The organism is Janibacter sp. CoH_79_TC_3, assembly GCF_058197955.1.
In genome coordinates, this window is the sequence record NZ_JBXWIV010000008.1 from 94,821 (window position 1) to 120,216 (window position 25,396).

Here is a 25,396-nt window from a genome sequence, read left to right on the forward strand (position 1 = left end):
AGGTTCTCATTCTTTTATCTATAAAAAGGTTCTGAGAGCCTCTGATACGCATTGCATTGCTATTAATTTTTACGCGTTGCTACTAGCCTTTAAGCATTGCCACTAGTCTTGACGCGTTGCTAATAGTCCTTAGATATTAATAATAGACTTATTCTATACCCAATGCTTCACGCGTTTCTTGCGCGATACGGTATTCTTCATCGGTCGGTATTACCCACAGCTCAATACTGCTATCATCGGCTTGGAAACTGCCTTCGTTACCACCGACCAAGCTGGCGTTTTTATCGGCATCTACTTTGATACCAAAATGCGGCATCATCTCTAAAATACGCGTACGCGTGGAAACCGAGTTTTCACCGATACCACCGGTAAAGACGATACCGGTAAAATTAGGTAGCGCACAGCTTAAGCTGGCAAGGTATTTGGCGACGCGATAACAGAACATCTCAATCGCAAGTTTAGCGTCTTGATGACCTTCATCAGCTGCTTGCTCAATAGTACGTAAGTCATTCGATAAACCCGAGATACCAAGCAGACCGCTTTCGTTATTGAGCATTTTGTCAATTTCTTCTAAGCTCATACCGAGTTGGCGTTTAAGGTGAATGTGCAAGCTTGGGTCAACATCACCGCTGCGTGTACCCATCATTAGCCCCTCGAGCGGGGTCAAACCCATGCTAGTATCAAGGCTTTTACCTTCGTAAACAGCGGTCGCTGAGCAGCCATTGCCTAAATGCGCCGTTAACCAACCATGTGGTCCTTTTGCGCTGGTGATTTCGCTGGCGCGTTCTGACACATAAGCATGCGAGGTGCCATGGAAGCCATAACGACGAATTTTGTGTTCTGCATAAAGGGCTTTTGGCAGCGGATAACGGAAGGCAACGGGCGGCATGGTTTGATGGAAAGCGGTATCAAATACCACCACTTGTGGAATATCAGGATAAATAGCTTGAACCGCTTCGATACCTAGCGCATTGGCCGGGTTATGTAGTGGCGCGAGTACTTTTAAACGCTTCACTTCTTGCAGCACATGATCATCAACACGCACCGCTTCTGAATATTCACGTCCGCCATGAACGACACGATGACCAACAGCGATAAAGTGATACTGCTCTAGTAACTCAAGGATTTTCTTTAAGGCAAGCTCATGACGACCACCAGCAATGGTGATTTCTAGCTTTTCGCCGTTTAATGTGGTGTGCTTGATACGAGCGGTATCGAGTCCTAAGTTTTCGGCCAGACCCGTGATACGGGTATCATTGTCTTCACTAATCAAGGCGTATTTGATAGAAGAGGAACCGCAGTTGAGGACTAAAGTGGGGTTGGTCAGGTTTGATGTTCCGGTATTTTTGTCATCAAAAGTTGTGGTTAGGCTGGCGCTCATACTCTATCCTTAGATTTTATTTTGTAAGTGGTGAGTCATCATCGATTATCACCGGTTGTATAAAAAAACCAGCCATATCCTTGCTGGCGCATGCCAAACAGCTGACATACACAAACCATGACATCGCTGATTTTTTTATTGTTCTTGGGCTGAGACTGACTTAAAGTACGTTAAAGGTTTATAGCTATCTGTTTTTAGAAAGCTATTTTCAGAAATCTGTTATTGCCAATTATGGCAAACGCCAAGTTTTTGGGTTTTTAAAGTTTAATAAGGCGCAGACTAGCACCTCGTCACAGCCACAAGTGTTAAGTATAATGTACCATATTTTTATGCTTATACCACGATAACTCTAAGGTTTTAATCTTCTACCTTAGGCATGCTTAATACAAGTGTACACCGAAGGTCGTCAGTGTTTATCAGCCATAATGAGACAGATGTAATCTTTATAAAAATTGTAAGTAAATTTGTCTAATTTTATCTGGTGGAGCTTTATCACTTCTCTATGACTTATCTATACAGCCGATTTATTGATAGTTTTAGGCATTTATTTTGATAAATTTATAGGTCAAACAGAGGTCGTAGGCGCACAGCTTTAGCGAATAATGCTATGATTAAAAAATTGTCCTATTTTCCCTATTGCAGCCTTGCTTTTTGCGCTGGTAATTATTTTTATTTCGATTCTATCTAAGCCGTTGCAAGACAAATTGTTGCAAGATTAAAGGTTAGTCACTCTATGTTTACTATACGCTGCACTCCCACTATTAAAAGCGCTGACTTAAGCGCTTTTTCAAGAAATGTTTCAAGTATTAGCGCCAGTCGCCCTGCTATTTATAAGCTCATTTTAACTACTCTTGTGCTAGGCTCAGCAATATTAACTGGCTGCGGACAAAAAGGCGATTTATATCTAACTGACGCCAGTAGCCAAACAGTGAAAGGTAATGCGCCTGCACTTGAGAGCAGCAGTCATCCGCAAGATGCTGCCTTTGCTAAAATTGATGACAATCAAAATAGAGAGCAAAACGCAGATAGTTTTCAGTTGCCTGAGCCGAGTACCGATCCTAACGACTATTAATGATTAATCGTTGCTTATTAACTATTAAGAGACTAACTATTGTTAGCGTATCCGAGCTGCTATTTACCTTTATGCATTAATACCTCTATGCATTAATACATTGATTAAATTAGAGATACTTATATGAGTCAGTCAGTCACTACCAAAACTGAGCAAGGATTGTATGTGCATCCTGAAGCCTTAACCACCCATTTGCCCGCGCTAGATTATCGAAACGGCGCGTTATATATGGAGCAAGTCGATATTGCTGAGGTGGTCAAACACTATGGTACGCCGTGCTATGTCTACTCAAAGCAAGCGATTTTAGATGTTTATCAAGCTTATACGACGAGCTTTGCCAGTCTAAAGCACCAGATTTGTTATGCGGTAAAAGCCAACTCCAATTTGGCGGTACTTGGTATTTTGGCGCAAGCAGGAGCAGGGTTTGATATCGTCTCACGCGGTGAGTTGATGCGCGTATTGGCGGCAGGCGGTGAGGCTACACGCGTGGTGTTCTCAGGTGTGGGCAAAACCTATAGCGACATCGAATATGCACTGATGCAAGGTATTGGTTGCTTTAATGTTGAGTCAATCAGTGAGCTGACCTTAATCAATGAGGTGGCAACGAAGTTAGATAAAGCTGCCCCAATCTCATTACGGGTCAATCCTAATGTCGATGCCAAGACCCATCCGTATATCTCAACCGGTCTAAAAGACAATAAGTTTGGTATTGACCATGAAAATGCCGTCGCTGTCTATGAGCAAGCCGCGCAATTATCGCATATCGATATCGTCGGTATCGATTGTCATATCGGCTCGCAATTGACGGAAGTTGCGCCATTTGTCGCAGCTTTAGATAAAGTGATTGAGCTGATACATAGCCTGCGTGATAAAGGGATTGAGCTGCGTCATATCGATTTGGGCGGTGGTCTGGGCGTGCGTTATATCGATGAGACGCCCGTATCTATTGATGAATTTGCGCAAGCGTTATTACCAAAACTTAGTGAGCTTGGTTTAACGGTATTTTTTGAGCCGGGTCGTAGTATCGTGGCCAATGCTGGTGTGCTATTAACCAAAGTTGATGTACTTAAACCAACCGCATATAAGAACTTTGCTATTGTCGATGCGGCAATGAACGACTTGATTCGTCCGGCTTTATATCAAGCTGAAATGGCGGTGATTCCAAGTGTTTTACCTGAGAATGGCATTGATACTGATGATATGCAGCCGTGGGATATCGTTGGCGCGATTTGTGAAACCGGTGACTTTTTAGCAAAAGACCGCTTATTAGCACTTGCCACTGGTGATATCTTGGCTATAACCGGTGCCGGCGCGTACGGCTTTACCATGAGTAGCAACTACAATTCGCGCGGTCGTGCCAGCGAGGTGATGGTAGCTGATGATAATCATCAATTGATTCGTAAACGCGAAACGCTTGAAGCATTATATGCTGATGAGATGTTGTGGCAGGATAAATAGCCTATTAAAAACCTCGCTTTTTTGCGGATAGAAAATGACCCATTGTTATAACGACAATGGGTTTTTTATTGCCTGCTTTAATTAAAAGTCTATTGAGAGACATAATTTGACGGTATAAGGCTTATTTAGCATAAAGTTAACTTAGCGTTTGATAGCGGTGATAATTATGATTGTATCTGACAGCGTGCTAATATAAGGCATACATAAAAATAGGATAGGATAACAAGGATATGCTAATAGAATTTACAAAAATGCATGGGCTGGGTAATGATTTTATGGTCATCGATTTGGTGACTCAGCGCCTAGAGTTGACCAAAGATTTGGTGCAACTGTTGGGCGATCGTCATTTAGGCATTGGCTTTGATCAATTGCTTGTCGTTGAGCCGCCGATGCGTCCGGATGTTGATTTTAGCTATCGCATTTTTAACACCGATGGTATGGAAGTGGAGCAATGCGGTAATGGCGCGCGCTGTTTCGCCCGTTTTGTGCAAGCGCGTAAGCTATCGTTTAAGCAGCGTTTGCGCGTCGAGACGGCAAGCGGGATTATTTCGCTGACGACAGATCGCTATGGTTGGGTTGAAGTCGATATGGGTAAGCCAAAATTCGAGCCAAGCGAAATCCCTTTTACCCCAAAAGCGACGACTAAAATCCAAAACGCCTATCACTTAGACGTTAATGGTACGCCAGTGCAGCTGTATGTGGCCAATATGGGAAATCCGCATGCGGTTATCAAAGTGGATAGCGTACTCGATGCCGACGTCGAAAAACTGGGCAAAGCCATCGAATCACATCCTGCCTTTCCGGAGCGCGTCAATGTTGGCTTTATGCAGGTAATGAATCAGCGTCATATTCGCCTGCGTGTCTATGAGCGCGGTGTTGGTGAGACCCAAGCTTGTGGTACGGGTGCTTGTGCAGCCGTGGCAGTTGGTATTCGTGAAGGTTGGCTCGACGAAGGCGAAGACGTACGCGCGCAGCTTTATGGCGGCAGTATGGTGATTAAATGGCAGCCAGGTTATTCTGTGATGATGACCGGCCCAACCGTATTTGTCTATGAAGGTGTGTTTAGCCCAGATGGTTTGATGGCGCAAGCAGGCATTAAGCCAAATCCAGAAGGCTAATAGATAATAGCTGAATGGACAACGATAAGCGGTGAATATCAGCCGTTAGGTAAATGCTATGTTCAGTAAAAACACTCAGATGACAGAGCGTACCCCGGATTCTAAGTCAAAATCATGGCTATCAGTTGAGCACGCTGCTGCTATAGAGTCGGATGCCGCACTACGAGAATTGTTAGCGCCGGTACATCGTTGGCTAAATACGCTGTCGGTGCGTAACCATTCCGAACATACGCTAGTGGCTTATTTTGCAGGGCTGAATCAATTGGCGCTGTTTTTACGCGGTAAACGTCTGACGTGGACGCGCTGTGATAAGCGCCAATTGGCCCAACATATTAGCCAACGCCTCGATGAAGATAAGTTAGCGCTTGCCAGCGTTCAGCAAGAGCTATCGGCTATCCGTCATTTTTACGGCTGGCTGATAGAAGAGGATTTAGCACGTATCAATCCAACCACGGGCTATCAGCTTAAACGCAGCCCTAGACCGCTGCCGTCTATTGCCGATGTAGATTTGCTTACTCAGTTGCTCGACCAAGAGATACCTGATACGCCCGAGCAGGCGCGCTTATGGTTACGTGATAAAGCGATGTTTGAATTGCTTTATAGCAGTGGTCTGCGTGTCGGGGAGCTGGTTGCGCTTGATATAGTAGATATTGACTTGACTGATTTGCGTGTGCGCGTGACAGGTAAAGGCAATAAAACGCGCTTAGTGCCCTTAGGTATCAAAGCCGCCGAGGCGATTAAGCGTTATCTACCGCACCGAAATCTGTGGGTAGAGCAGATGGATAGCGCCTTATTTATTAGTGAAAAATTAGGTACACGCTTATCAACACGGGCGGTACAGCAGCGTCTTAAAATTGCGGCCACGCGTGCAGGTATCGCACAAAATATGTATCCGCATCTATTGCGTCATTGCTTTGCCTCGCATATGCTCTCAGGCAGTGGCGACTTACGAGCCGTCCAAGAAATGCTTGGTCACAGCGATATCAGCACCACGCAAATTTATACCCATGTTGATTTTGCTAAATTAACCCAAGTCTATGACCGTGCCCATCCTCGTGCAACTCACGCACCTAAAGATAGCAATCCAACCACCTAATCTCATAGAATGACTTTCTAAAAATGCATCTTGCTAGAAAACAGCCTTATGCCAAACGATGACAGTCAAAAATAGGCATTTTTTGTCGCCCTTGCTGTTGTGCCTGTTTATCTAAGGTTGCCAAAACTAAAGCATAATTTTTATGATCTTTTTTAGCAGAATGGTTTAATTCACTATCTTCATAGCTACTCATAACGGTTCCATCATAAGCAGTGATAGCCGTATGCCCCCATGTCTGCCGTGCATGACCATCTTTATAAACGTGATCACCACCTTGCGCTGCGCCAATCACCATACATTGACTGTCTAACGCGCGCGCGCGTAGCAACAGCGACCAGTGCGCTTGTCCGGTTAGATAGGTAAAAGCGGACGGTGCACTCAATAATTCTGCACCTGCTTGCCGTAGGCGCTGCGCCAAGGCTGGAAAACGCAAATCAAAACAAACCATCATACCGAGTTGATAAACCGCATCATTTGCTTCTAATGTTGCAACCACTGTTTGCGTGCCAGGCTCAAAGGTCGCCGCTTCATTATAGCTGCCTTGCTTATCGGCAACAGTCGCGGTAAACAGGTGTATCTTATCGTAGCGCGCAACACGCGTACCATCGGGCGCAAACAGTTGACTGACTTGACGCAGCCTGCCATCGGGTACGATTACGCCATCAGGTCGGTAAGGGCAGGGCAATGAGCCTGCTAATAGATAAATACCAGAGGCACGCACATATTCTGCCATCGTTTTGGACAGTTCATCAAAACGCTCTGCAGTGGCAAACTGTCGACCCATACTACAGCAGTTTTCTGGTAAAACGACTAGCTGAGCACCTTGCTTGCTTGCATCGATAATGGCGGCTTTTATATCTGCTAAATTGTCTTCGATATTTTGCTGGCTATTCATTTGCACAGCAGCAACGGTCAGGTGCGCGTTGTTTATTGTCTCATTCATAGTGTTGTTCTCAATTTTTAAGCTTTATAAGGCTTTGCTCTTATTTATTTTTTTATCCTGTTATATTTAAAGGCTCGACATCCCTACAAAGCTATTTATGTTTTATGATTTGAGCAAGAGGCGAGAAATAGCTTATCTGAATAGAGTATAAATTATCATAGCAACATTGTAGCAAAAAATGCTATCGTCATGACCTGACAGCTTAAAGCGCTTTTTAATGATTATAAGCGTTAATAAGCGCAGGCTTTAACCAGCATAATATATAGAATCTCACCACGATCGGAGTGTAATAAGTCACCCATGAGTATGTCGTTTGGATTGGCGACCACGCTAAGTACCTCGCAAAAACTGACCCCGCAAATGCAGCAAGCTATTAAATTGTTGCAGCTCTCTAGTCTTGAGCTTGCGCAGGAGGTTCAGGCGAAGCTCGATAGCAATCCATTGCTTGAACGTATTGAAGATGATGACGATGAGTACGACAGTCATAAAGATGAGGCATTTGATGAGTTTGGCGAATCATTAACGCTGGATAGTTGGAATCAACATACTGGCATTGATGCATTTTCTACATCGTCTACCACCTCATCTGGTGATGATGATAATGCCTCTGAATATGATAATGACTTTAGTGACAGTTTGGATAAATTACAGCAAGCCAGTTTTGATGATGATGCGATAGACAACTATGCGCTTGATGGCGACGATTATAGTGGTTTTGAAAATAGTAACTATGCCTCTGCGGCGACCAGCGCTGGCAGTCACACAGGCGATGCAGACTTTGATAGTTATCAAGGCAGTACTAGCGCGAGAATTCAAGACCATGTACGCTGGCAGCTGAATTTCAAACATCTTTCCGAAACAGATACGCTCATCGCTGAATACTTGATGGACTCTATGGATGACATGGGCTTTATACGCCTTGACATCGATGAGTTATTGCAAAGCCTTGATACCATGGCAAGCTTTTACCAATGGGATGAGCGTGTTGAGCATGATGAGGTCATGGCGGTAATGCGCATTATCCAATCGTGTGATCCGCTTGGTGTTGGCGCGCGCACTCTCAATGAATGCTTAGCGCTGCAATTATCCAAGCTTAATGCGAATACAAAGTATCTCAAAGAAGCCCAAGCTCTTCTCTCAGCAAGCGAACATTTAGTCAGTAATAATATCAAAGCCTTAACTGAGCTGACGGGACTCGCGCCTGAGTACATTACACCCGCTCTTACTCTATTACGTACTTTGAACCCGTCACCTGGCTTGTTATTCCAAAGCAGTCAGCCTGATTATATGCAACCATCAGAAAGCTACGATATTCCTGATGTGTTGGTTACGCCTATTCGCCGTCACAATAGCAATAACACCACCAATAACAAAAACGGCAGCGATACTAGTGCGCAGGTAGATGGCTGGCAGGTGCGCCTCAATCCTGAAACCTTGCCCAAGCTACGGGTCAATCAAGAGTATGCCAATTTAGTCAAACGCGGTGATGATAGCCCTGATAATCAATATCTGCGTGAAAATCTCACTGATGCGCGCTTGTTTATTCGTAGTATCGAAGAGCGCAATCAAAACCTATTAAAAGTTGCAACCAGTATCGTGCGCTACCAGCAAGATTTTTTGCAATATGGCGCAACCGCTATGCAACCCCTTATTCTAAAAGCCATTGCCGAAGAAGTGGATTTGCACGAATCGACCGTCTCGCGCCTGACCACTAGCAAAACCATCTTGACGCCACAAGGGTTATTTTCCCTCAAGCATTTCTTCTCATCTCATGTTAGCAGTAGCGACGGTGATATCTCCTCAACTGCTATCAGCGCCATGATTAGACAGCTCATCGCTGATGAAGACCCAAAAAAACCGCTTTCTGACAGTCGCATAAAAGATATTCTATTGGCAGAAGGTATCGATATTGCTAGACGAACGGTGGCTAAATACCGTGAAGCCATGAATATTGGCTCCTCCACTCAGCGCAAACAAAAGTATTAATTGTTGCGATTCAATGGCTTATAAATAGCGAGCTACTGTGATTAAAGTATTTTCAAATGAAATAAAAAATAAAATTTTTTGATTATATAGAAACATAAAAGAAACATCAGTTATTATTACATTTGGTTACATTTTAACGTCTTGCTACTATTCGCTTTTCATGACAAATTAGAGTCATACCAACAACGAACACCAAGTATCGGTTTGGCTTATTTATATAAATTATTAATCATCAAATATGATAAAAATACATTTTTATTTTAATAAAGGAGTAGAGGAATAAAGGCGTTAGTCACTAAAAAATTAAAAGCTAAGCCATCTGAGATAAAAAAGATACTAGGTAAATGTTTGGTAAGGCAGGGTGATAAAAGCAGCAATGCTGGCTCATCTGTTGATTGTAAGTAAAAATATAAGCAATAATAAAAGGACAATAATATGAATGTTTCTATCAGTGGTCACCATATCAGTATTACCGATGCCATGGACAAAGCCGTTCGCGAAAAACTTGAAAAGGTAGAGCGTCACTTCGATCAGATTCAAAGTATTAAAGTGATATTATCGCTAGACAACAGCGGCGCAAGTGATGGCGGTAAAAAGACCCATAAAGCCGAAGCGATTATGCGAGTGGCAGGTCAAGAGATGTTTGTTCAAGCGCTTGAAGATGATATGTATAAAGCTATCAATGAGATGGCAGACAAACTTGATAGACAAGTGCGTAAATATAAAACCCGTCAAGACCGCAAGAAAACTCAGGGTCCAGGACGTGATGAACGCTATGAAGATTTAGAAGATGCTGAAGCAGCACCAGCGATTTAATTGCCATTATAGGATTTGCTGTCGCAATATTAATCAATCTTAGCCAATCAATAAATAGTATAAATAGCAGGATGGTTAATGATAAATGATTGACAGCTTTAGTAATTAAAACGACATGCTAAGCTGACTAAGCTAAGCAAAAAAAAGACCTCTAACGTATCATTGTTGAGGTCTTTTTTATTATCTTGTTTTAGGCTGTATGATTTATAAATACTAGCCGCCACCAACCGCTTGTACGACTTCGATATTCATACCTTCAACGACATGTAGCTTATCAAGCTCACTTTTTGGTATCAGCTCGCCATCTACTTCAACGGCATAGCGTCCACTACTAAGCCCAAGCTCATTGACGACCAATTGTACCGTCTGATGGGTGGTCTGCAATCTTTTACCGTTTACACTAATATTACTCATAGTATGTGCTCCCTAATGACTTGATATTCCTTTTTATCAGCTTTTCTTTTGTATAATCTGATATTTAACTGATGTTTTATATATGATTGCCAATAATTTATTTTGCATGATTGATGAAGCGTTTTGACTATTTAAACCAGAGTAGCTACTAAGAAAATACCTATTAAACAGGTAGATGTTAAGTAACATGACCTAAACGGAACGTCGATACAGCAAGCCATAACCAACCTGCAATCATTAATACGCCGCCGATAGGGGTGATGGCCCCAAACCAGCGCGGCGCACCAAGCGTCATCGCATATAAACTGCCGGCAAAGATAATCACCCCGATTTGTAATAACCAAGCTGTGGTTTGAGTCGTATAGTTAAGGCGAATGAGTATACCAACGAGTAACAATCCAAGCCCATGTATAAACCAGTATAAGGTCGCCGTTTGCCACCATTCAAGCTGCTGAGAGCTGACGATAGCTTTAAGGCCATGAGCACCAAAGGCGCCTAAAGCCACGGCGATAGCCAAATTAAGCGCCGCAATACTTATCCAATTTAGCATGGTAAAACTCGTGTTATAGAAAGGGCTTTAATAATGGCTTTTTTCATCTGATAAGCAGCTTACTGAATATCATTCGGTAAAATCACGCTATCGATGGTCATGGCTTCACGGATTTTATCCATGGCATTTTTCTCGATTTGGCGTACACGTTCTGCCGATATAGAGTAAACCGCCGCTAGCTCATGCAAGGTGGATTTTTGCTCAGAAAGCCAGCGCTGCTCGACGATATCGCGCGAACGATCGTCTAAAGTATCCATTGCAGCTAGCAGTGCAGATGAATTGTTCTCTTCCCAGTCAGATTCCTCAACCATTTCTGCAGGGTCGATACCGTCCTCTAAGAACAGCTGCGGCGCATAGCGTCCATCGTCATCATCGCTTGATTGCGCTTCAAATGACGCATCATACGACGTCAAACGTGACTCCATCTCAAGCACTTGCTTGCGCGTCACATTTAAGTCGTTGGCAATCGCATCAGCTTCTTCAAGCGTTAGCTGGTTGTTGGTCTTTTTAAGGCTACGTAAGTTAAAGAATAATTTACGATGTGCCTTAGTAGTGGCAACTTTGACAATACGCCAATTACGGATGACAAATTCGTGAATTTCAGCTTTAATCCAATGCACAGCAAACGATACTAAACGTACGCCTTTATTGGGGTCAAAGCGTTTAACCGCTTTCATTAGTCCTAAATTGCCTTCTTGGATTAAATCGGCTTGTGGCAGACCATAGCCTGAGTAGCTGCGCGCAATATGAATAACAAAGCGTAAGTGTGACATAACTAGCAGGCGTGCGGCTTCAACATCACCTTCATCGTAGTAGCGATGAGCGAGCTCTTGCTCTTGAGTCGGTGTCAAAATTGGTATTTGATGCACGGTATTAATATAGGCACCCAAATTTACCCCAGGCGCAGATAGATGCGTTGGCATCGCAGGGACCAAATCGCGGGTGCTGGTATCGCCAAGCGCACTGGCGTCATAAGGCGGACGCGCCGCTGCCGCTTTTAACGCCGCATCACGTGCTTCGTTTTTTGCAGGCGCTGCACTGTCTTTTTTACGGGAGTTTGCAGCGTTCGTAGAAGTATTAGCCATATTCTTGACCTTGGTTAAATAGATAAGCAATGAGTCAGATAAAAATCTTTATAGTTGTAATTGTAAAGGATAGCGCCGCTTAGTTGCTATCAGTTTTGGTAATGATGAAGTGATATATTGTATCAACAGAATCTCTAGGTTTTGTCGCTATAGCTTCTTCGCTATTTGCCACTGTCTTCTGATTAATAAGCAATAATAATAGGTTTGTTGTGTCCGTTTTCTGACTCTGCGCACAAAAAGCAGTGATATCGGCTTGCGAATTTGGGTCAGTTGCAACCACATATAGTGATTCACCCGCGGCTACCTGACGTAATGCCACTTTGGTTTTTAGCAGCGGCATCGGGCAGGCAAGTCCGCGCCCATCTACTATATCTTTAATCTGAATGATTGTTTGCGTCAGACTTGAGTTATCATTTAGCTTAACGTTATCAATTAATCTAATAGTATTGTCGCTCAATAAATCCATCAGTTGTCTTATCACTTGCTGCTTTACTCCAGGTAAAGCATCTGACAAATAAACAGCATACTCACCTCGTACAATGATGGGTTGATTATCAAAGGACATAAAATAAACCTATAAAATATCAGTGTTTAACAGAGCTTGGCTTAGTATAGTATTGCTCAGAAGCCTTTATCATGACTTGCTATTATAGCAAATTGCCACTATATAATTGCAGTTGAATATAATCATCATAATGATTGGTCAATCAGCATATCTTATTAGCATTGGATAATAGATTGATACTTTAAATTTACCGCTTCTATTTATACAGCCTAGATTTACACAATCATGTTGCACAATCGTGACGCACGGCAGCGTGATTGGTAGCCAGAAGCAGACGACAATTGACCTTGAATAAACAAGCTCGTATAGTCAAAAAGACGTTATGATTACTCGTATAGGATACGCACTTGTATTATTCTCATAGACCATCGCTGCTAAACACATTAAAAGGCGCTGTTGTGCTAAGGGTTAGCATATCTGCTACTTTGCTGGCGCTAGCAACCACTGCCAACAGTATTGGCACGCAAGCGGCACCATTTGCTTATGATTCACGGCAGCCTACCAATGCTGAAGAGTTAGATTTGCCCAATTTACGCGGGCAGGGATTAAGCTTTGCGGAGCAGTATGAAAATAAACTGCTTGGCGAATGGTCATTAAGAAACATTAATGGTCGCACTAAGATGGAGCATGACCCTTGGATTCAAGAAACGGTCAAGGAGATGACATGGCGACTAAATGCGCAAGCCCGCCAGCAAGCGCCACTTGGCTTGGTTATTATTGATAATCCCAGTATCAATGCTTTTGCGGCGCCAGGTGGGGTTATTGGTCTCAATACGGGGACGATACTAGCGGCGAGCAGTATGGATGAACTTGCCAGCGTCGTTGCCCATGAGGTGGCACATATTAGTCAGCATCATTATGAGAGCGGCGCGGATGAGCGTAAAAAAGCCTTGCTGATGCAAATAGGCGGCATGCTGGCGGCTATTGCCGCGTCAGCGGTCGATGGTGATGCAGCCGCTGCCGTCATGATGGGCAGTCAAACTGCGACGATGAATAGCAGCATGGCTTTTAGCCGTAATAATGAACGTGATGCTGACCGCGTCGGTATGCAAATCATGAACCAAGCTGGTTACGATCCACGCGCCATGCCGCGATTTTTTGCGACGATGAATCAAAAAAGCCAATTGAACCAAACCGCCAATCAATTCTTACCCAGTTTTGTGCGCTCGCATCCTTTAAGCAATGAGCGTTTAAGCGAGTCGCAAAGCCGTGCTCAGCGTTATGATGCATTGCCTTTGTCAAAGCAGCAACGCCATCAAGCGTTGTTTGATTTACTGTACTGGCGTACGCAAAGTACCGGCAAGCATGTCTCTGAAACCGCACTGACGACTGCCGCTAAAAATAGCGTCGGCGCAAAATTGGCGCTGATGTATTGGTATGGCGAGCAGCAGCGCTTTGGCGAGGCCAATGAGATATATAATGAGCTGTCGGCATTACCCGCAACGCAGCGCCAAGTATTAGAGCCGTTATTGTCCATTACCCAAAGCCAAATCCTTACTGAGCAAAATAAATGGCAACAAGCGGCTGAACTGCTCGAGAGTCAGCAGCGCCTTTATCCTGAGCGCCGTGACCTGCGTCTTTATTTAGCGGAAGCACTGACCAATAGCAATCAGCCAACCAAAGCGCAAGTATTGCTTAAACCCTTGACTGAGCAGCAGCCAAATGACCGTTATGCGTGGCAAAGTTTGCAATTGGCCAATGAGAAAATTGCTAAAACCACCGACTCGGTGCCGCTTGCAAAAATTGCCACCATCAATGCGCTGCGTTATCGAAGTCATGACCAGCTGTGGAGTGGACGCTATGAGCGTGCGCTGACCTCGTTGACGCAAGCCAAGCAATTGACTGAGCAAATGCAAAAAACTGCGCAAGCGAGCAGCGCCCGACCGTTACTGGCCAATATTAATGCGGAAATCAAAGCGGTAAAAACCGCCAAAGACTTTAAGCCTTAGGCGGTTGTTTGAGAGCTTAAGTTTATACAATAATTAAGAATATATAGCAGACGGGCTTTAAAGTCGATACAGTGCGACTGGGATGAATTTTTCGTAGCCTCTGTGATAGCAGCAAGCAAGGAAAATTTATAACAGTCGCACGTGGTTATTAACGTATCAAGTTTATTTCAAACTAACTAGCGCTTTTCTTAACTTCAATTAACCTTGCAAAGCGTCTTTCACCAGTTTAGATATTAAGGCAGGGTCAGCACGGCCCGCAGTTTTATTCTTTAACACACCCATCACGCTGCCCATATCACGCATCGATGTGGCGCCTTGTGCAGCGATTTCGGCATTGACCAAAGCGGCAAGCTCGGCATCATCCATCTGTTTTGGCATATATTCATTGATAATATCAATCTCAAACTGCTCTTTGTTTGCCAAATCATCGCGACCGTTTTCGGTAAAAATAGTCAAGGATTCATGGCGTTGCTTGAGCTGTTTTTGTAAAATCTCAAGTACTTCGGCATCGTTAAGTTCTTTTTGACGGTCAATCTCGATTTGTTTGATAACCGCTTGTACGTTACGTAGGACTTTGACTCGTTCAATCTCACGTGCTTTCATAGAGACGATGATGGTGTCAGTTAACGTCTGTTTAAGCTGGCTCATTGTTATTATTCCTTATGAGTATGGATAAAATAATTTTTAGTAAAATAACTGTTGGTAAAGTAATAGGGGATAAAGTTTCAAATAAAATCTGCTGAGTATTTGCCAGCATGAATAACAAAAATTGTAGCATAAAAAACGCCACTGTTATTCATCGATAACAGTGGCGTTAGTGTAGCGCTGGTATTTAGCTAGTCGAATAATCGATTAGTACATACGAGTGGTACGAATAGTTTCGCGTTGTAATTTCTTCTTATAACGCTTTACTGCAGCAGCTGCTTTGCGCTTGCGTACTTGCGTTGGTTTTTCATAAAATTCACGCTTACGTACATCTGCCAATACGCCAGCTTTTTCACAAGCACGTTTGAAACGACGGATAGCGATATCAACTGGTTCGTTTTCTTTAACCTTAACTGCAGGCATGAAGACTCCTCGATTAGGATGAGATATAAGGGCATTAGTTTGGCTGTATATTAGTGTTTAGCCGTAATATCTCAAGATTACTGGCATCAGCTCAAACTAGGATAATCTTGCGCAATAGCACAAGGGCGCCTATTTTAATAAAAAATGGCAGCAAAGTCAAAGGCTTTCGCGTATCTATTTTAAGTATCAGTCACTAACCATACACTGAGCGGTACAAATTTAATAGGACGTTAATTTAAATAGAAGTGTTAATATTTTTAATAATCTTTTAACAAATTATCAATAAAAGATGGACAAAACACCTGTTTGGCAATAACGGCTTATATTAACTCTATGCTATGCTATGTTCAGTCTGACCTTGAAACCTAAACCAAAAGTAGAGGCAGGCGCTACAAGGCTTTTATAGCTATCATATTGAGGATTTTTCGATGAAAATTGGCATGAGAAAAACAGCGGTTAGTACGGCATTATGGGCGACCTTGCTTCTTACAATGGGCGTTAGCATCAGTGCGTGTAGCAATGATAAAGAAGCAGCGGGCGCAGAGTCTGGTGAAGTCTTAGCAAAAGATAAAGTAGACGAAGCGGCAGAGCTTGCCCGTAAAAATGCGCCTGAAGCAGAAAAGCTAGATTTCCCAGAAGCTGCGCCAATGCCAGCGGCTGAGACAGACGCGACCACTGATACTGAAGCAGGTACTGAAATTGCTACTGCACAAGACGGTACAGTTGCCACTGATGCATTAGAAGCGCCAGCGACTGCAAGTGCGGATACCGAAGTGGCTAGTACGGATACAGAGATGGCAGGTACTGATGCGACTGCTAATGCGCCCGCAAGCAATTAATAACAATAAGCAAGCGAGTCAGTAAGTAGTACGCTCGATTAATAATAGCGATTCATCATTGCCAGCTTTTGACTACTATGCCAGCTATTACATTGGGGTTCATTACCAATAATCTATAGATGAAGGAATAACTATGACTATTCAACAAAATATGAAGAAAAAATCGATTGCTAAATTAGCGTTATCTAGCCTAAGTCTTAGTGCTTTACTGGCACTTAGTGCTTGTAGTGGCGGTGACAATAAGGCAGAAGAACCTGCCGCGGTTAATGAGACAGAAACAGTATTAGAGCCAGAAGCGCCTGCTGCAGAAACTGAAGTGGTAACTCCTGAGCCTGCGGTTGAAGCAGAGCCTACGGAAGTGCCAGTCGTAGAAGCTGAAACTGAAGCTGCTGCTGAGCCTGAATTGTTGGCCGCAGATGCTGGTGCGCAGCTGTATGAAAAACAGTGTAAAGTTTGTCATGAAAATGGTTTGCTTGAAGCGCCGAAATTTGGTGATAAAGCAGCTTGGGCGCCACACCTTGCCAAAGACATAGAAACATTACGTATGCATTCTGCCAAAGGCTTCAATAAAATGCCTGCGCAAGCGGTTGGAGACGTCACTGAAGCACAAGTTCATGCAGCAGTTGATTATATGGTTGCTGCCGCTAGCTAATATTGCTTGTTGAAATTTGCTAGAATGACCGCCATTGTAAGCTAACAGTGGCGGCTTTTTATTGGCGATGCAATACCGCTATAACGTATATTCTAAAAAGCTGTTTTTAAGCAATAAACTTTGTATAGTCATAATAAACGATGCACAGTTATAAACACTGCAAGACAAAATATAAAGGCATATAGATGAAAGTATTGGGTTTAGAGACCTCTTGCGATGAGACTGGTCTAGCGATTTTCGATAGCGAGCAGATAGATAGCAACAATAAAGGTCTGCTCGGGCAAGTGCTGTATTCGCAGATAGAACTGCACGCCCTTTATGGCGGTGTGGTGCCTGAGCTTGCGAGCCGCGACCATATTCGTAAGCTGGTGCCTTTATTTAACGAATTACTAGAGCAGTGCAATATCACTAAAGATGAGATTGATGCCATTGCCTATACCAAAGGCCCTGGACTTATCGGTGCGCTGATGACGGGTGCATTATTTGGTCGTAGCTTGGCTTATGGTCTGGATATACCAGCGATTGGTGTTCATCATATGGAAGGGCATTTATTAGCACCTTTGATGGGAGCGAATCCTCCGGCATTTCCGTTTGTTTCCTTACTGGTATCGGGTGGTCATACTTTGCTTATTGCCGCCTATGGTATCGGGCAATATGAAATCCTCGGCGAATCCATCGATGACGCGGCGGGCGAGTGTTTTGACAAAGCGGCAAAAATGCTCGGTCTGCCGTACCCTGGTGGGCCAAATATTGCCAAATTAGCGGAAAGCGGCGATAAAAATGCTTATGATTTACCGCGTCCAATGCTGCATCGCGGTTTAGACTTTTCTTTTAGCGGTATGAAAACGGCGGTGCACAATCTGATTAAAGATACCCCATGTTCAGGCGGCTCAGGCAATGGTTTTGCTAGCGATCCACAAGTGCGCGCTGATATTGCCGCAAGCTTTCAACATGCGGTAGTTGATACGCTAGTGAAAAAATGCGTCAAAGCCCTTAAACAAGTCGATATGAGCCGATTGGTAATAGCTGGCGGCGTCAGTGCCAATAGTCATTTGCGTGAGACATTAGAGAGTGAGCTTGCTAAAATCAATGCCACCGTTCATTACGCGCCGCCAGCGTTATGTACCGATAATGGCGCGATGATTGCTTATGCCGGTTACGAGCGCTTGCAAGCAGGTCAGGCAGATGATTTGGCTGTTAGCTGCGTACCGCGTTGGCCGATGACCGAGCTGCCTGCAGTATGAATGCTATAAAGTCGCTTGTACCCAATTTATTAAACTTTATCTCACTCAAGGATAGCTTATGCAGTGGCTTGCGATTGGATTAGGTGCTGCCATTGGCGCTTGCCTGCGAGGCTGGCTGGCGCGTTTTAATCCGCTGCATAGTTGGATACCACTCGGCACTTTGGGTGCCAATGTCTTAGGTGGACTTTTGATAGGGCTAGCCTTAGTGTGGTTTGAACGCGTGGGCAGCAGCTTGTCTCCAAATGTCAGATTGTTTGTCATAACTGGTTTTTTGGGCGGACTGACGACTTTTAGTACCTTTAGCGTTGAAGTATTTACCTTTATCAATAACGGCAAACTGCTTGCGGGTTTAGGGCTCATCGGATTACATGTTGGGCTGACGTTATTAGCAACCGCGCTGGGATTTTACTTTTTTAAGTTGGTGCTTTGAGCTTTAATAAATATCATTTAATTAACAGTCTATTTTGGGTGGTCTATGAATAGTTTAAGAAGTCTGTTTAGTTAGTTCCTGTAGGGTATGGGTATACCCCAGTGAAAATCGACTCATGTGACACAAGAATGGTTTTTTTAATGGCTAAGTTTCTCTTTGTTTGATATATATATCGTACCAAGCTGATAATGAGCTTCTTCATTTCCTTGTTCATAGGCTTTCCAGTACCATTCACTCGCTTTGGCATGATTTACCTCTACTCCTTTGCCATATCGATACATTGAACCCAGTTTACTTTGTGAACTTGCGAGTCCTTGGTTAGCAGATTTTTCATACCATTCAAACGCTTTGCCATAGTCCTGATCTACGTCTTTACCCATGTCATACATCAAACCAAGTTTATACTGTACCTCAGCATTGCCTTTTTCAGCAAATCTTTTTAGTTTTATAATCTCACCACTTTCTTCGATTAGCGGTTGCACCTGAGAAATTTGTGAACTCGTTGCGCTATGCATTTTATGACAGCCTATAAGTAGCATAGGCGATAAGAAGACAACGCAAAAAGTGGCGGTTAACTTGATTATAGGAAAAACCATAGGTTTGTCTCAGTAATTAAAAATTATCTGTTAAGTATATTATCAATAAAGTAAACAACCAAAACCATTTGATAGTCTTAGCCTACAGCCAAACCTTCAGGTCCTTACTAGGGAACCATCATTTACCATAATAGTCGTTATGATATGAAAAAGTGGCTAATATTTCATAATTATAAAAAACTAATTGGTAATGAAACTACAGCGGCTTCACAATTCCTTCTAATAAACTGGCAAACCCTTGCATATAAGCGGTCTCTTGGCTTGAGGTGCGCGTCGCCGCATACAGCTGACAGTAGACGCCGTTACCTAATGGGCGTGAAACCACCCAGCCTTTTTTCTCATATTCAGCGACCACCCAATCGGGTAATGCTGCTACCCCACGTTCGCTGGCAACCAATTGAATAAGCATCGCCGTTAGCTCGGTGGTACGAATAGCTTTAAAACTGACCTCTTCCGGGGTCATAAAATTGGCAATAATATCGAGGCGCTTAGCTTCCACCGGATAGGCAATCAAGGTTTCATCAACCAAGTCTTGGGCATGAATGAATTGTTGCTCAGCCAAGTCATGAGTCGGCGACAGCACCAAACGGCTCTCGTACTCAAATAACGGCTGATAGCTGATACCTTCTATCGGTAAATTACTGGTGGTAATCAATAAATCGATATCACCTTCCATCAATAAGTGATGCGGCTCAGGCTCAAAACCAGTGGCGAAATCCAGCTCGACATCCGACCATTCACGGCGATAATGATTAAGTATCGGCATCAACCAATCAAAGCAGCTATGACATTCAGAGGCTAAGCGCAATCGACCCGCTTGACCATGGGCTAAGCGTTTTAAGTTTGCTTTGGTGCGCGTGACCTGTGGCATGATGCTGTCAGCAAGTGCCAGTACCGTTTTACCTGCTGGCGTAAAGGTTAGCGGACGCGTGCGCCGATTAACCAAGCTGATATCGTAGTAATTCTCTAACTCTTTTAACTGATGCGAGACCGCAGAGGCTGTGACATGTAGCTCATCGGCAGCAGCGGCCAATGAGCCATGGGCTCGCAGCGCAGTTAGTGTATTAAGATGACGGAGCTCTAGCATAAAATAACCTAACCACTGACGTTAAAGAAATAAGTAATTGCGACTTATAAAGGCTGAAAGAACGATTCAAACTTTTTATCTAATATGATGTTAAAGCTGTTATGAAAGTAAAATTAAAATTAGCGCCGACGTAGGAGCAATTGCGAGATAACCACCAAAATTAATGAAGCAACCAATAAAATTGTCCCAATGGCATTAACTTCAGGTTTAAGTCCCACGCGCACCATAGAATAGATACGTAACGGTAAAATCTCATAGCTAGGACCAGTGACGAAGGTCGATACCACTACATCATCGAGCGATAAGGTAAAGGCTAGCAACCAGCCAGCCATAACCGCTGGGAAAATCACTGGAATCAACACCGTACGTACCATCGTTGATTCGCTAGCGCCTAAATCACGCGCCGCTTCCATCAAACGCTCATCCAAACTGCTTAAGCGCGCAAAGACAGTAATGACTACAAACGGCAAGCAAAAAGTAATGTGCGCTAATAGCAGCGAGACAAAACCGAGTTGCAGGCCGATTAATAAAAACAGCGACAATAGCGATATCGCTAAGACAATCTCAGGTGACATCATCAGCACAAATAACAAGCCATTTAGCAGCCCTTTACCGCGAAAGTCATAGCGATGTAGCGCAAGTGCCGTTAATGTACCGATGATGGTTGATACCGTGGCGGCAACCAAGCCCAACACGATAGAATGCCAAAAGGCATCAAGCATTGCCTGATTATTAAATAACGACTCGTACCACTTTAGACTAAAGCCGCCCCAGTTATAACCAATTTTTGACTTATTAAAGGACATCACCACCAATACAAGGATGGGTAAGTATAATAAAGTGTAAATCAGGCCGAGGTAGCCTTTGGCAGCAATATTACCTAATTTGATAGAGCGTTTATTTTTAATTGGAGTATTATTCAGTGAACTATCAGACATTAGGCCACCTCGCTAAAATCAGTCTTGCCAATACGGCGGCTACTGGCGCGATAAGCGAGTAATAATACTGCCATGGCAAGCGTTAATAGCACACTGGCTGCGGCGCCAAATGGCCAATCACGCGCATCTAAAAACTGGTTTTTAATAATATTACCGACCAATAAGTTACGCGAGCCGCCCAAAATATCGGCGACATAAAACATCCCCATCGCTGGTAATAATACCAACAGCACCCCTGAGATAATCCCCGGTGTCGTTAATGGTAGTACCACGTGCCAAAAGGTTTGTCGTTTTGAAGCACCCAAATCTTGCGAGGCGAGCAGCATATCATTGCGCAAATCGCTAAATACCGCATACAGCGGCAGCACCATAAAGGGAAATAACAAATAAGTTAAACCGGTAATGACCGCGCCTTGGGTATATAGAATATCAATGGGCGCATCAATAATTCCGATTGCTAATAAGGATTTGTTAATCAAACCATTACTGGCAAATAATAGTTTTAGCGCATAAGTCCGTACCAAAGAGTTGGTCCAAAATGGCAGTATCAGCATGAGCATCAACAGAGGCTGCCAGCGTTTACTGACTCGAGATACAAACCAAGCAAACGGGTAGCCAAGTAATAAGCAGATAACTGTAGTGATGCCAGCCATCCATAATGAATGCACAAAGACGTCAAAATAAAGCGGGTCAATCATGCGTACGTAGCTGTCGATAGTAACCGGTAAACTAATAAAAGCCGTGCTATCACGGGTCAAAAAGCTGACTGCAATCACCAGTATATTTGGCAATAACGCAAAGATGAGCAGCCAACCCCAAATTAGCCATAGCGTTGCGGTACGAAAAGGGCTTCTGTTGCTCAAGTTTTTATTACTTGATTTTTTATTACCTAAGTTAGTACGCGCCATTAGCTGATATCCTTTTGGGCAGCTAATTTGCTATTACTATTATCCATCCCATTATCAATGCCGCTATCGAGCGTATCTTCTTCTGGCAATACCCATTCCCAGCCATCTACCCATGACACTTTAACGCCTTCGTTAAGCTTATAATCAAAACTTGGGTCATCTTCATCAAAGAATTCCGAGGCTTTAATAATATGCCCGTTAGCCAGCTCAATAATCGAGTCTAAAGTGCTGCCTTTATAATTACTCTCAATCACGCGCCCTAATAAACCACTATGCTCTTGATCATTGGGGTCATAAATGCGCAAATCTTCTGGACGCAATAGTAAATTAACGATATCGCCGACTTGTACGTCATTGGCAAAGTCAGGACGGCGCAGATTACGTAAGGTCGTCGGACCCTCTTGCGCTTGTGCCTCGCAAACTTCGACTTCAATACGGCCATTGGTCACACGACCATCGCGATCGGGCTGCTCAGGATAAACGCCTTTGACTTCCGCCTTAAATAAATTGGTCTCACCGATAAATTTGGCGGTAAATAGATTGGCAGGGGTTTCATAAATCTCAATCGGCGTGCCAATTTGTTGAAATCTGCCGTCTTTCATCACTGCAATGCGGTCTGACATCGACAACGCTTCTTCTTGATCATGGGTGACAAAGACAAAGGTAATGCCAAGCTCACGTTGCAGACGTTTAAGCTCAGATTGCATTTGTAGGCGCAGCTTATGGTCGAGCGCCGATAATGGCTCATCGAGTAATAATAGTTTAGGGCGATTGATCACCGCGCGTGCAATCGCCACGCGCTGCTGCTGGCCGCCAGATAAATCTTGCGGTCGACGATTGGCCAAATGCTCAAGCTGTACCATCGCCAGCATCTCACGCACGCGCGTTTGAATCTCATCTTTTGGGACTTTTTTGAGCTTAAGCCCATAAGCGACGTTTTGCGCCACCGTCATATGCGGAAATAACGCATATTGCTGAAACACGGTATTGACCGGACGCTTATCGGCTGGCAAGCCTGCCATTTGCATGCCATCAAGATAAATCGCCCCAGCGTTGGGCTGCTCAAAACCAGCAATTAAACGTAGCAATGTCGTTTTACCGCAGCCTGATGGGCCAAGCAGGGTTATAAACTCACCATGCTGAATATCAAGGTTGATGTCCTTTAAGACTTCGGTTTGATCATAAATTTTTTGTAGACCAGTCAGTTGTAGCAGTACCTTGTCAGGATTGGGCGATACAGGCATGGTTTGCAGGTTTATATTCGATTCGGTCATAAGGTTGGTTCCTAAAACACCAAATGCTCAGTAGCGCTAAAACACTAGTTACTGGCAGCAATTTACATGGTGTTAAGTATGGCGATAAGCGATGGATATATATGGAGTCTGGTTGCTGCATATTATAACAAACCCTTGCTATAAGTCAGTGCAAGTTCGTTATCGGTTGTTTGGTTTAGGTTGTTGATAGCATAAGCAGGATAGAAAAATAAAATCAGCTTGAAATATAGCGCTCTTAGAATAAAGAATTTTTACCGTTTTCTTGCTTTGGTTGCTATACAATAATTTTATGTATGCTAAATACAAGGATATTTGCGATAGCAAACGGCTAAGCTTAAAAGATAAGTTTAGCTGCAAAAGTAATTTAAAGTAGAAAACAGAATGCTAGAGCAATTTATAATTTAAACCATTTTGATAAACAAGGACTCCTTATGCCTAACAGTAACCGCCCAAAAACTGGTCAAGAAGCACTGGCACTACTTAAAGAAGGTAATGTGCGCTACGTGGAAAGTTTGACCAGCACTGACCCCTGTATGCAAAAACGTCCCGAGCTGATCAATGATCAAGACCCGTTAGCGATTATTTTGGGTTGCTCGGATGCCCGCGTACCGGTTGAGATTGTGTTTGATCAAGGTTTGGGCGATTTGTTTGTCATACGCGTGGCGGGCAATGTGGTTGCGCCATCGCAAATTGGTTCGGTTGAGTTTGCCGCCGAAAAATTTGGCACTAAGTTGGTGGTGGTTCTTGGACATTCGCATTGCGGCGCTGTAACCGCGTGTGTTGAGGCGCTGATTAATCCTGAGCAAAACTACTCACCAAACTTACAGTCAATCGTCGATCGTATTCGCCCGAGTGTCTATAATTTGCATGAGTTAGCTACTGCCAATGGTCAAGACGTCGATGCGGATGAGCTGGTCGATCGCTCTATTCGTGCCAATGTACGTATGTCGGTCAGCCAATTGAAGCACGGTTCGCGTGCACTAGAAGACTTAACCAATAGCGGTCAGCTGCTTGTTGTTGGTGCTGAATATAATTTAGAGACTGGAAAAGTACGGTTTTTAGACGCTTAATAGTCATTTATCATTAATTATTTAGGATAGTGGGTACACTTTATCATCGAGAACGTATCCGCTATTAACGATTAAAAACACTTAGATATTGGAAAAATTATGACTGATTTAGAAAATTTAAATAGCAACCAAGAAGCTATCAACCAAGAAACGATAGCTCAACCTAAAAGTAGCGTAAATGCAGAAGGCGTTCAGCCTATTTCAGCTCAGACATCAGGTTATACCTTTAATCACACTATGCTACGCGTAAAAGACCCTGTCAAATCATTGGCTTTTTATACCGGCGTCTTAGGGATGACGTTATTGGCGGTAAAAAAATTCCCAGCGATGGGGTTTGATTTATATTTCTTGGCCAAACTCACTGACAGCGAGCGTGATAATTTACCCGCTGGTGATGACTTAGAGATTTTCGCCTTCCGTCAGCGCGGTATTTTAGAGCTGACCCATAACTATGGCACTGAAACCCAAGCGGATTTTAGTTATCACGATGGCAATGGTGAACCACAAGGTTTTGGTCATATCTGCTTTAGTGTGCCGAATTTGGATGAAGCGGTTGCTTGGTTTGATAAAAACAACGTTGAGTTTAAAAAACGTCCTGAAAACGGTAGTATGAAAAATATCGCCTTTATTAAAGACGTTGACGGTTACTGGATTGAAATTGTGCAAGCGGATTTGATGGGCTGATTTTTAAAAGCTTGATAAGCTTATTAATAATATGGATTTATCTAAACCAGCTTGTATATTTTAAAAATCATCAATAAAAAAGCCGCTATATTAAATATGAACTGACCCCCATAAGTTGGACACAACTTTTGGGGGTTATTTTATGAAATACGACATAGACTTTAAGATAAGAG

Annotated in this window: 26 protein-coding genes; 13 read left to right on the plus strand and 13 right to left on the minus strand. The window is 43.4% G+C overall.

The window, feature by feature from the left end:
* Positions 1 to 148: 148 nt before the first annotated feature.
* Positions 149 to 1,381: an acetate/propionate family kinase gene (locus AC2FA3_RS08865; protein ID WP_490509255.1), complete on the minus strand. Its 1,233-nt coding sequence runs from the start codon at positions 1,379 to 1,381 to the stop codon at positions 149 to 151.
* A 733-nt stretch (positions 1,382 to 2,114) separates the two neighbouring features.
* On the opposite strand from AC2FA3_RS08865, the gene lptM reads away from it, so the two are divergent.
* The 4 genes from lptM (at position 2,115) to AC2FA3_RS08885 (ending at position 6,125) form a co-directional block, all read left to right on the plus strand.
* A complete protein-coding gene (lptM, locus tag AC2FA3_RS08870) occupies positions 2,115 to 2,453 on the plus strand; it encodes an LPS translocon maturation chaperone LptM (RefSeq protein WP_490509256.1) in 339 nt (112 codons plus the stop codon).
* Positions 2,454 to 2,576: 123 nt separating this feature from the next.
* A complete protein-coding gene (gene lysA / locus AC2FA3_RS08875; RefSeq protein WP_490509257.1) occupies positions 2,577 to 3,911 on the plus strand; it encodes a diaminopimelate decarboxylase in 1,335 nt (444 codons plus the stop codon).
* Between the two features lie 230 nt (positions 3,912 to 4,141).
* Positions 4,142 to 5,029, plus strand: coding sequence for a diaminopimelate epimerase (dapF, locus tag AC2FA3_RS08880; protein ID WP_490509258.1), 888 nt, complete (start codon positions 4,142 to 4,144; stop codon positions 5,027 to 5,029).
* Between the two features lie 58 nt (positions 5,030 to 5,087).
* Positions 5,088 to 6,125: a tyrosine recombinase XerC gene (locus AC2FA3_RS08885; RefSeq protein WP_490509259.1), complete on the plus strand. Its 1,038-nt coding sequence runs from the start codon at positions 5,088 to 5,090 to the stop codon at positions 6,123 to 6,125.
* A 46-nt stretch (positions 6,126 to 6,171) separates the two neighbouring features.
* Here AC2FA3_RS08885 and AC2FA3_RS08890 read toward each other — a convergent pair whose 3' ends face one another.
* Positions 6,172 to 7,068: a nitrilase-related carbon-nitrogen hydrolase gene (locus AC2FA3_RS08890; protein WP_490509260.1), complete on the minus strand. Its 897-nt coding sequence runs from the start codon at positions 7,066 to 7,068 to the stop codon at positions 6,172 to 6,174.
* A 300-nt stretch (positions 7,069 to 7,368) separates the two neighbouring features.
* Here AC2FA3_RS08890 and rpoN point away from each other — a divergent pair, with 300 nt between their 5' ends.
* Both rpoN and hpf read left to right on the plus strand, forming a co-directional pair.
* Positions 7,369 to 9,054, plus strand: coding sequence for an RNA polymerase factor sigma-54 (rpoN, locus tag AC2FA3_RS08895; RefSeq protein WP_490509261.1), 1,686 nt, complete (start codon positions 7,369 to 7,371; stop codon positions 9,052 to 9,054).
* A 435-nt stretch (positions 9,055 to 9,489) separates the two neighbouring features.
* Positions 9,490 to 9,870 (plus strand): ribosome hibernation-promoting factor, HPF/YfiA family, encoded by a 381-nt coding sequence (hpf, locus tag AC2FA3_RS08900; protein WP_201545504.1) that lies wholly within the window; start codon positions 9,490 to 9,492, stop codon positions 9,868 to 9,870.
* 213 nt (positions 9,871 to 10,083) lie between these two features.
* On the opposite strand, the gene thiS is transcribed toward hpf, so the two are convergent.
* From thiS to AC2FA3_RS08920, 4 genes are all read right to left on the minus strand, one after another.
* Entirely contained in the window at positions 10,084 to 10,284 is a 201-nt protein-coding gene (gene thiS / locus AC2FA3_RS08905) for a sulfur carrier protein ThiS (RefSeq protein WP_490509262.1), read from the minus strand.
* A gap of 178 nt (positions 10,285 to 10,462) precedes the next feature.
* The gene (locus AC2FA3_RS08910; RefSeq protein ID WP_201611927.1) at positions 10,463 to 10,834 is read right to left on the minus strand and encodes a DUF423 domain-containing protein; all 372 of its coding nucleotides are present in this window, start codon (positions 10,832 to 10,834) and stop codon (positions 10,463 to 10,465) included.
* 59 nt (positions 10,835 to 10,893) lie between these two features.
* Positions 10,894 to 11,919, minus strand: coding sequence for an RNA polymerase sigma factor RpoH (gene rpoH, locus AC2FA3_RS08915; RefSeq protein WP_490509263.1), 1,026 nt, complete (start codon positions 11,917 to 11,919; stop codon positions 10,894 to 10,896).
* Between the two features lie 79 nt (positions 11,920 to 11,998).
* Positions 11,999 to 12,484, minus strand: coding sequence for a sulfurtransferase TusA family protein (locus AC2FA3_RS08920; RefSeq protein ID WP_490509264.1), 486 nt, complete (start codon positions 12,482 to 12,484; stop codon positions 11,999 to 12,001).
* A 398-nt stretch (positions 12,485 to 12,882) separates the two neighbouring features.
* On the opposite strand from AC2FA3_RS08920, the gene AC2FA3_RS08925 reads away from it, so the two are divergent.
* Positions 12,883 to 14,433, plus strand: coding sequence for a M48 family metallopeptidase (locus tag AC2FA3_RS08925; protein WP_490509265.1), 1,551 nt, complete (start codon positions 12,883 to 12,885; stop codon positions 14,431 to 14,433).
* Between the two features lie 198 nt (positions 14,434 to 14,631).
* Here AC2FA3_RS08925 and AC2FA3_RS08930 read toward each other — a convergent pair whose 3' ends face one another.
* On the minus strand, positions 14,632 to 15,081 hold the full coding sequence (locus AC2FA3_RS08930) for a GatB/YqeY domain-containing protein (RefSeq protein WP_490509266.1): 450 nt from the start codon (positions 15,079 to 15,081) through the stop codon (positions 14,632 to 14,634).
* Between the two features lie 204 nt (positions 15,082 to 15,285).
* Positions 15,286 to 15,501, minus strand: coding sequence for a 30S ribosomal protein S21 (rpsU, locus tag AC2FA3_RS08935; RefSeq protein WP_201545528.1), 216 nt, complete (start codon positions 15,499 to 15,501; stop codon positions 15,286 to 15,288).
* Between the two features lie 428 nt (positions 15,502 to 15,929).
* Between rpsU and AC2FA3_RS08940 the strand changes: the two genes are divergently transcribed.
* From AC2FA3_RS08940 to AC2FA3_RS08955, 4 genes are all read left to right on the plus strand, one after another.
* Positions 15,930 to 16,340 carry a hypothetical protein gene (locus tag AC2FA3_RS08940; RefSeq protein WP_490509267.1) on the plus strand — a complete coding sequence of 137 codons (411 nt, stop codon included), beginning with the start codon at positions 15,930 to 15,932 and terminating at the stop codon, positions 16,338 to 16,340.
* Positions 16,341 to 16,473: 133 nt separating this feature from the next.
* Positions 16,474 to 16,992 carry a c-type cytochrome gene (locus AC2FA3_RS08945; protein ID WP_490509268.1) on the plus strand — a complete coding sequence of 173 codons (519 nt, stop codon included), beginning with the start codon at positions 16,474 to 16,476 and terminating at the stop codon, positions 16,990 to 16,992.
* 185 nt (positions 16,993 to 17,177) lie between these two features.
* Entirely contained in the window at positions 17,178 to 18,236 is a 1,059-nt protein-coding gene (gene tsaD / locus AC2FA3_RS08950) for a tRNA (adenosine(37)-N6)-threonylcarbamoyltransferase complex transferase subunit TsaD (protein WP_490509269.1), read from the plus strand.
* 58 nt (positions 18,237 to 18,294) lie between these two features.
* Positions 18,295 to 18,666 (plus strand): CrcB family protein, encoded by a 372-nt coding sequence (locus AC2FA3_RS08955; RefSeq protein ID WP_490509270.1) that lies wholly within the window; start codon positions 18,295 to 18,297, stop codon positions 18,664 to 18,666.
* Between the two features lie 137 nt (positions 18,667 to 18,803).
* Here AC2FA3_RS08955 and AC2FA3_RS08960 read toward each other — a convergent pair whose 3' ends face one another.
* The 5 genes from AC2FA3_RS08960 to potA form a co-directional block, all read right to left on the minus strand.
* Positions 18,804 to 19,181 carry a tetratricopeptide repeat protein gene (locus AC2FA3_RS08960; protein ID WP_490509271.1) on the minus strand — a complete coding sequence of 126 codons (378 nt, stop codon included), beginning with the start codon at positions 19,179 to 19,181 and terminating at the stop codon, positions 18,804 to 18,806.
* A 277-nt stretch (positions 19,182 to 19,458) separates the two neighbouring features.
* Positions 19,459 to 20,349, minus strand: a complete 891-nt coding sequence (locus tag AC2FA3_RS08965) for a LysR family transcriptional regulator (RefSeq protein ID WP_490509272.1) — start codon at positions 20,347 to 20,349, stop codon at positions 19,459 to 19,461.
* Positions 20,350 to 20,468: 119 nt separating this feature from the next.
* Entirely contained in the window at positions 20,469 to 21,287 is an 819-nt protein-coding gene (gene potC / locus AC2FA3_RS08970; protein WP_490509273.1) for a spermidine/putrescine ABC transporter permease PotC, read from the minus strand.
* On the minus strand, positions 21,287 to 22,195 hold the full coding sequence (gene potB / locus AC2FA3_RS08975; RefSeq protein WP_490509274.1) for a spermidine/putrescine ABC transporter permease PotB: 909 nt from the start codon (positions 22,193 to 22,195) through the stop codon (positions 21,287 to 21,289). The genes potC and potB overlap by 1 nt, the downstream gene beginning before the upstream one ends.
* Positions 22,195 to 23,469, minus strand: coding sequence for a spermidine/putrescine ABC transporter ATP-binding protein PotA (gene potA / locus AC2FA3_RS08980; RefSeq protein ID WP_490509275.1), 1,275 nt, complete (start codon positions 23,467 to 23,469; stop codon positions 22,195 to 22,197). Before potA ends, potB begins: the two co-directional genes overlap by 1 nt.
* 431 nt (positions 23,470 to 23,900) lie before the next feature.
* On the opposite strand from potA, the gene AC2FA3_RS08985 reads away from it, so the two are divergent.
* Together AC2FA3_RS08985 and gloA are read left to right on the plus strand one after the other, a co-directional pair.
* Positions 23,901 to 24,539 (plus strand): carbonic anhydrase, encoded by a 639-nt coding sequence (locus AC2FA3_RS08985; protein WP_490509276.1) that lies wholly within the window; start codon positions 23,901 to 23,903, stop codon positions 24,537 to 24,539.
* 99 nt (positions 24,540 to 24,638) lie between these two features.
* A complete protein-coding gene (gloA, locus tag AC2FA3_RS08990) occupies positions 24,639 to 25,223 on the plus strand; it encodes a lactoylglutathione lyase (protein ID WP_490509277.1) in 585 nt (194 codons plus the stop codon).
* Positions 25,224 to 25,396: the final 173 nt, after the last annotated feature.

Coding starts and splice junctions, on each gene's coding strand:
- AC2FA3_RS08985 (WP_490509276.1), top strand. CDS start 23,901: ATGCCTAACAGTAACCGCCCAAAAACTGGTCAAGAAGCACTGGCACTA.
- rpoN (WP_490509261.1), top strand. CDS start 7,369: ATGAGTATGTCGTTTGGATTGGCGACCACGCTAAGTACCTCGCAAAAA.
- tsaD (WP_490509269.1), top strand. CDS start 17,178: ATGAAAGTATTGGGTTTAGAGACCTCTTGCGATGAGACTGGTCTAGCG.
- AC2FA3_RS08910 (WP_201611927.1), bottom strand. CDS start 10,834: ATGCTAAATTGGATAAGTATTGCGGCGCTTAATTTGGCTATCGCCGTG.
- AC2FA3_RS08865 (WP_490509255.1), bottom strand. CDS start 1,381: ATGAGCGCCAGCCTAACCACAACTTTTGATGACAAAAATACCGGAACA.
- AC2FA3_RS08920 (WP_490509264.1), bottom strand. CDS start 12,484: ATGTCCTTTGATAATCAACCCATCATTGTACGAGGTGAGTATGCTGTT.
- potB (WP_490509274.1), bottom strand. CDS start 22,195: ATGGCGCGTACTAACTTAGGTAATAAAAAATCAAGTAATAAAAACTTG.
- AC2FA3_RS08955 (WP_490509270.1), top strand. CDS start 18,295: ATGCAGTGGCTTGCGATTGGATTAGGTGCTGCCATTGGCGCTTGCCTG.
- AC2FA3_RS08940 (WP_490509267.1), top strand. CDS start 15,930: ATGAAAATTGGCATGAGAAAAACAGCGGTTAGTACGGCATTATGGGCG.
- lptM (WP_490509256.1), top strand. CDS start 2,115: ATGTTTACTATACGCTGCACTCCCACTATTAAAAGCGCTGACTTAAGC.
- AC2FA3_RS08965 (WP_490509272.1), bottom strand. CDS start 20,349: ATGCTAGAGCTCCGTCATCTTAATACACTAACTGCGCTGCGAGCCCAT.
- gloA (WP_490509277.1), top strand. CDS start 24,639: ATGACTGATTTAGAAAATTTAAATAGCAACCAAGAAGCTATCAACCAA.
- rpsU (WP_201545528.1), bottom strand. CDS start 15,501: ATGCCTGCAGTTAAGGTTAAAGAAAACGAACCAGTTGATATCGCTATC.
- potA (WP_490509275.1), bottom strand. CDS start 23,469: ATGACCGAATCGAATATAAACCTGCAAACCATGCCTGTATCGCCCAAT.
- dapF (WP_490509258.1), top strand. CDS start 4,142: ATGCTAATAGAATTTACAAAAATGCATGGGCTGGGTAATGATTTTATG.
- hpf (WP_201545504.1), top strand. CDS start 9,490: ATGAATGTTTCTATCAGTGGTCACCATATCAGTATTACCGATGCCATG.
- AC2FA3_RS08945 (WP_490509268.1), top strand. CDS start 16,474: ATGACTATTCAACAAAATATGAAGAAAAAATCGATTGCTAAATTAGCG.
- potC (WP_490509273.1), bottom strand. CDS start 21,287: ATGTCTGATAGTTCACTGAATAATACTCCAATTAAAAATAAACGCTCT.
- AC2FA3_RS08930 (WP_490509266.1), bottom strand. CDS start 15,081: ATGAGCCAGCTTAAACAGACGTTAACTGACACCATCATCGTCTCTATG.
- rpoH (WP_490509263.1), bottom strand. CDS start 11,919: ATGGCTAATACTTCTACGAACGCTGCAAACTCCCGTAAAAAAGACAGT.
- AC2FA3_RS08885 (WP_490509259.1), top strand. CDS start 5,088: ATGTTCAGTAAAAACACTCAGATGACAGAGCGTACCCCGGATTCTAAG.
- AC2FA3_RS08890 (WP_490509260.1), bottom strand. CDS start 7,068: ATGAATGAGACAATAAACAACGCGCACCTGACCGTTGCTGCTGTGCAA.
- AC2FA3_RS08960 (WP_490509271.1), bottom strand. CDS start 19,181: ATGCATAGCGCAACGAGTTCACAAATTTCTCAGGTGCAACCGCTAATC.
- thiS (WP_490509262.1), bottom strand. CDS start 10,284: ATGAGTAATATTAGTGTAAACGGTAAAAGATTGCAGACCACCCATCAG.
- lysA (WP_490509257.1), top strand. CDS start 2,577: ATGAGTCAGTCAGTCACTACCAAAACTGAGCAAGGATTGTATGTGCAT.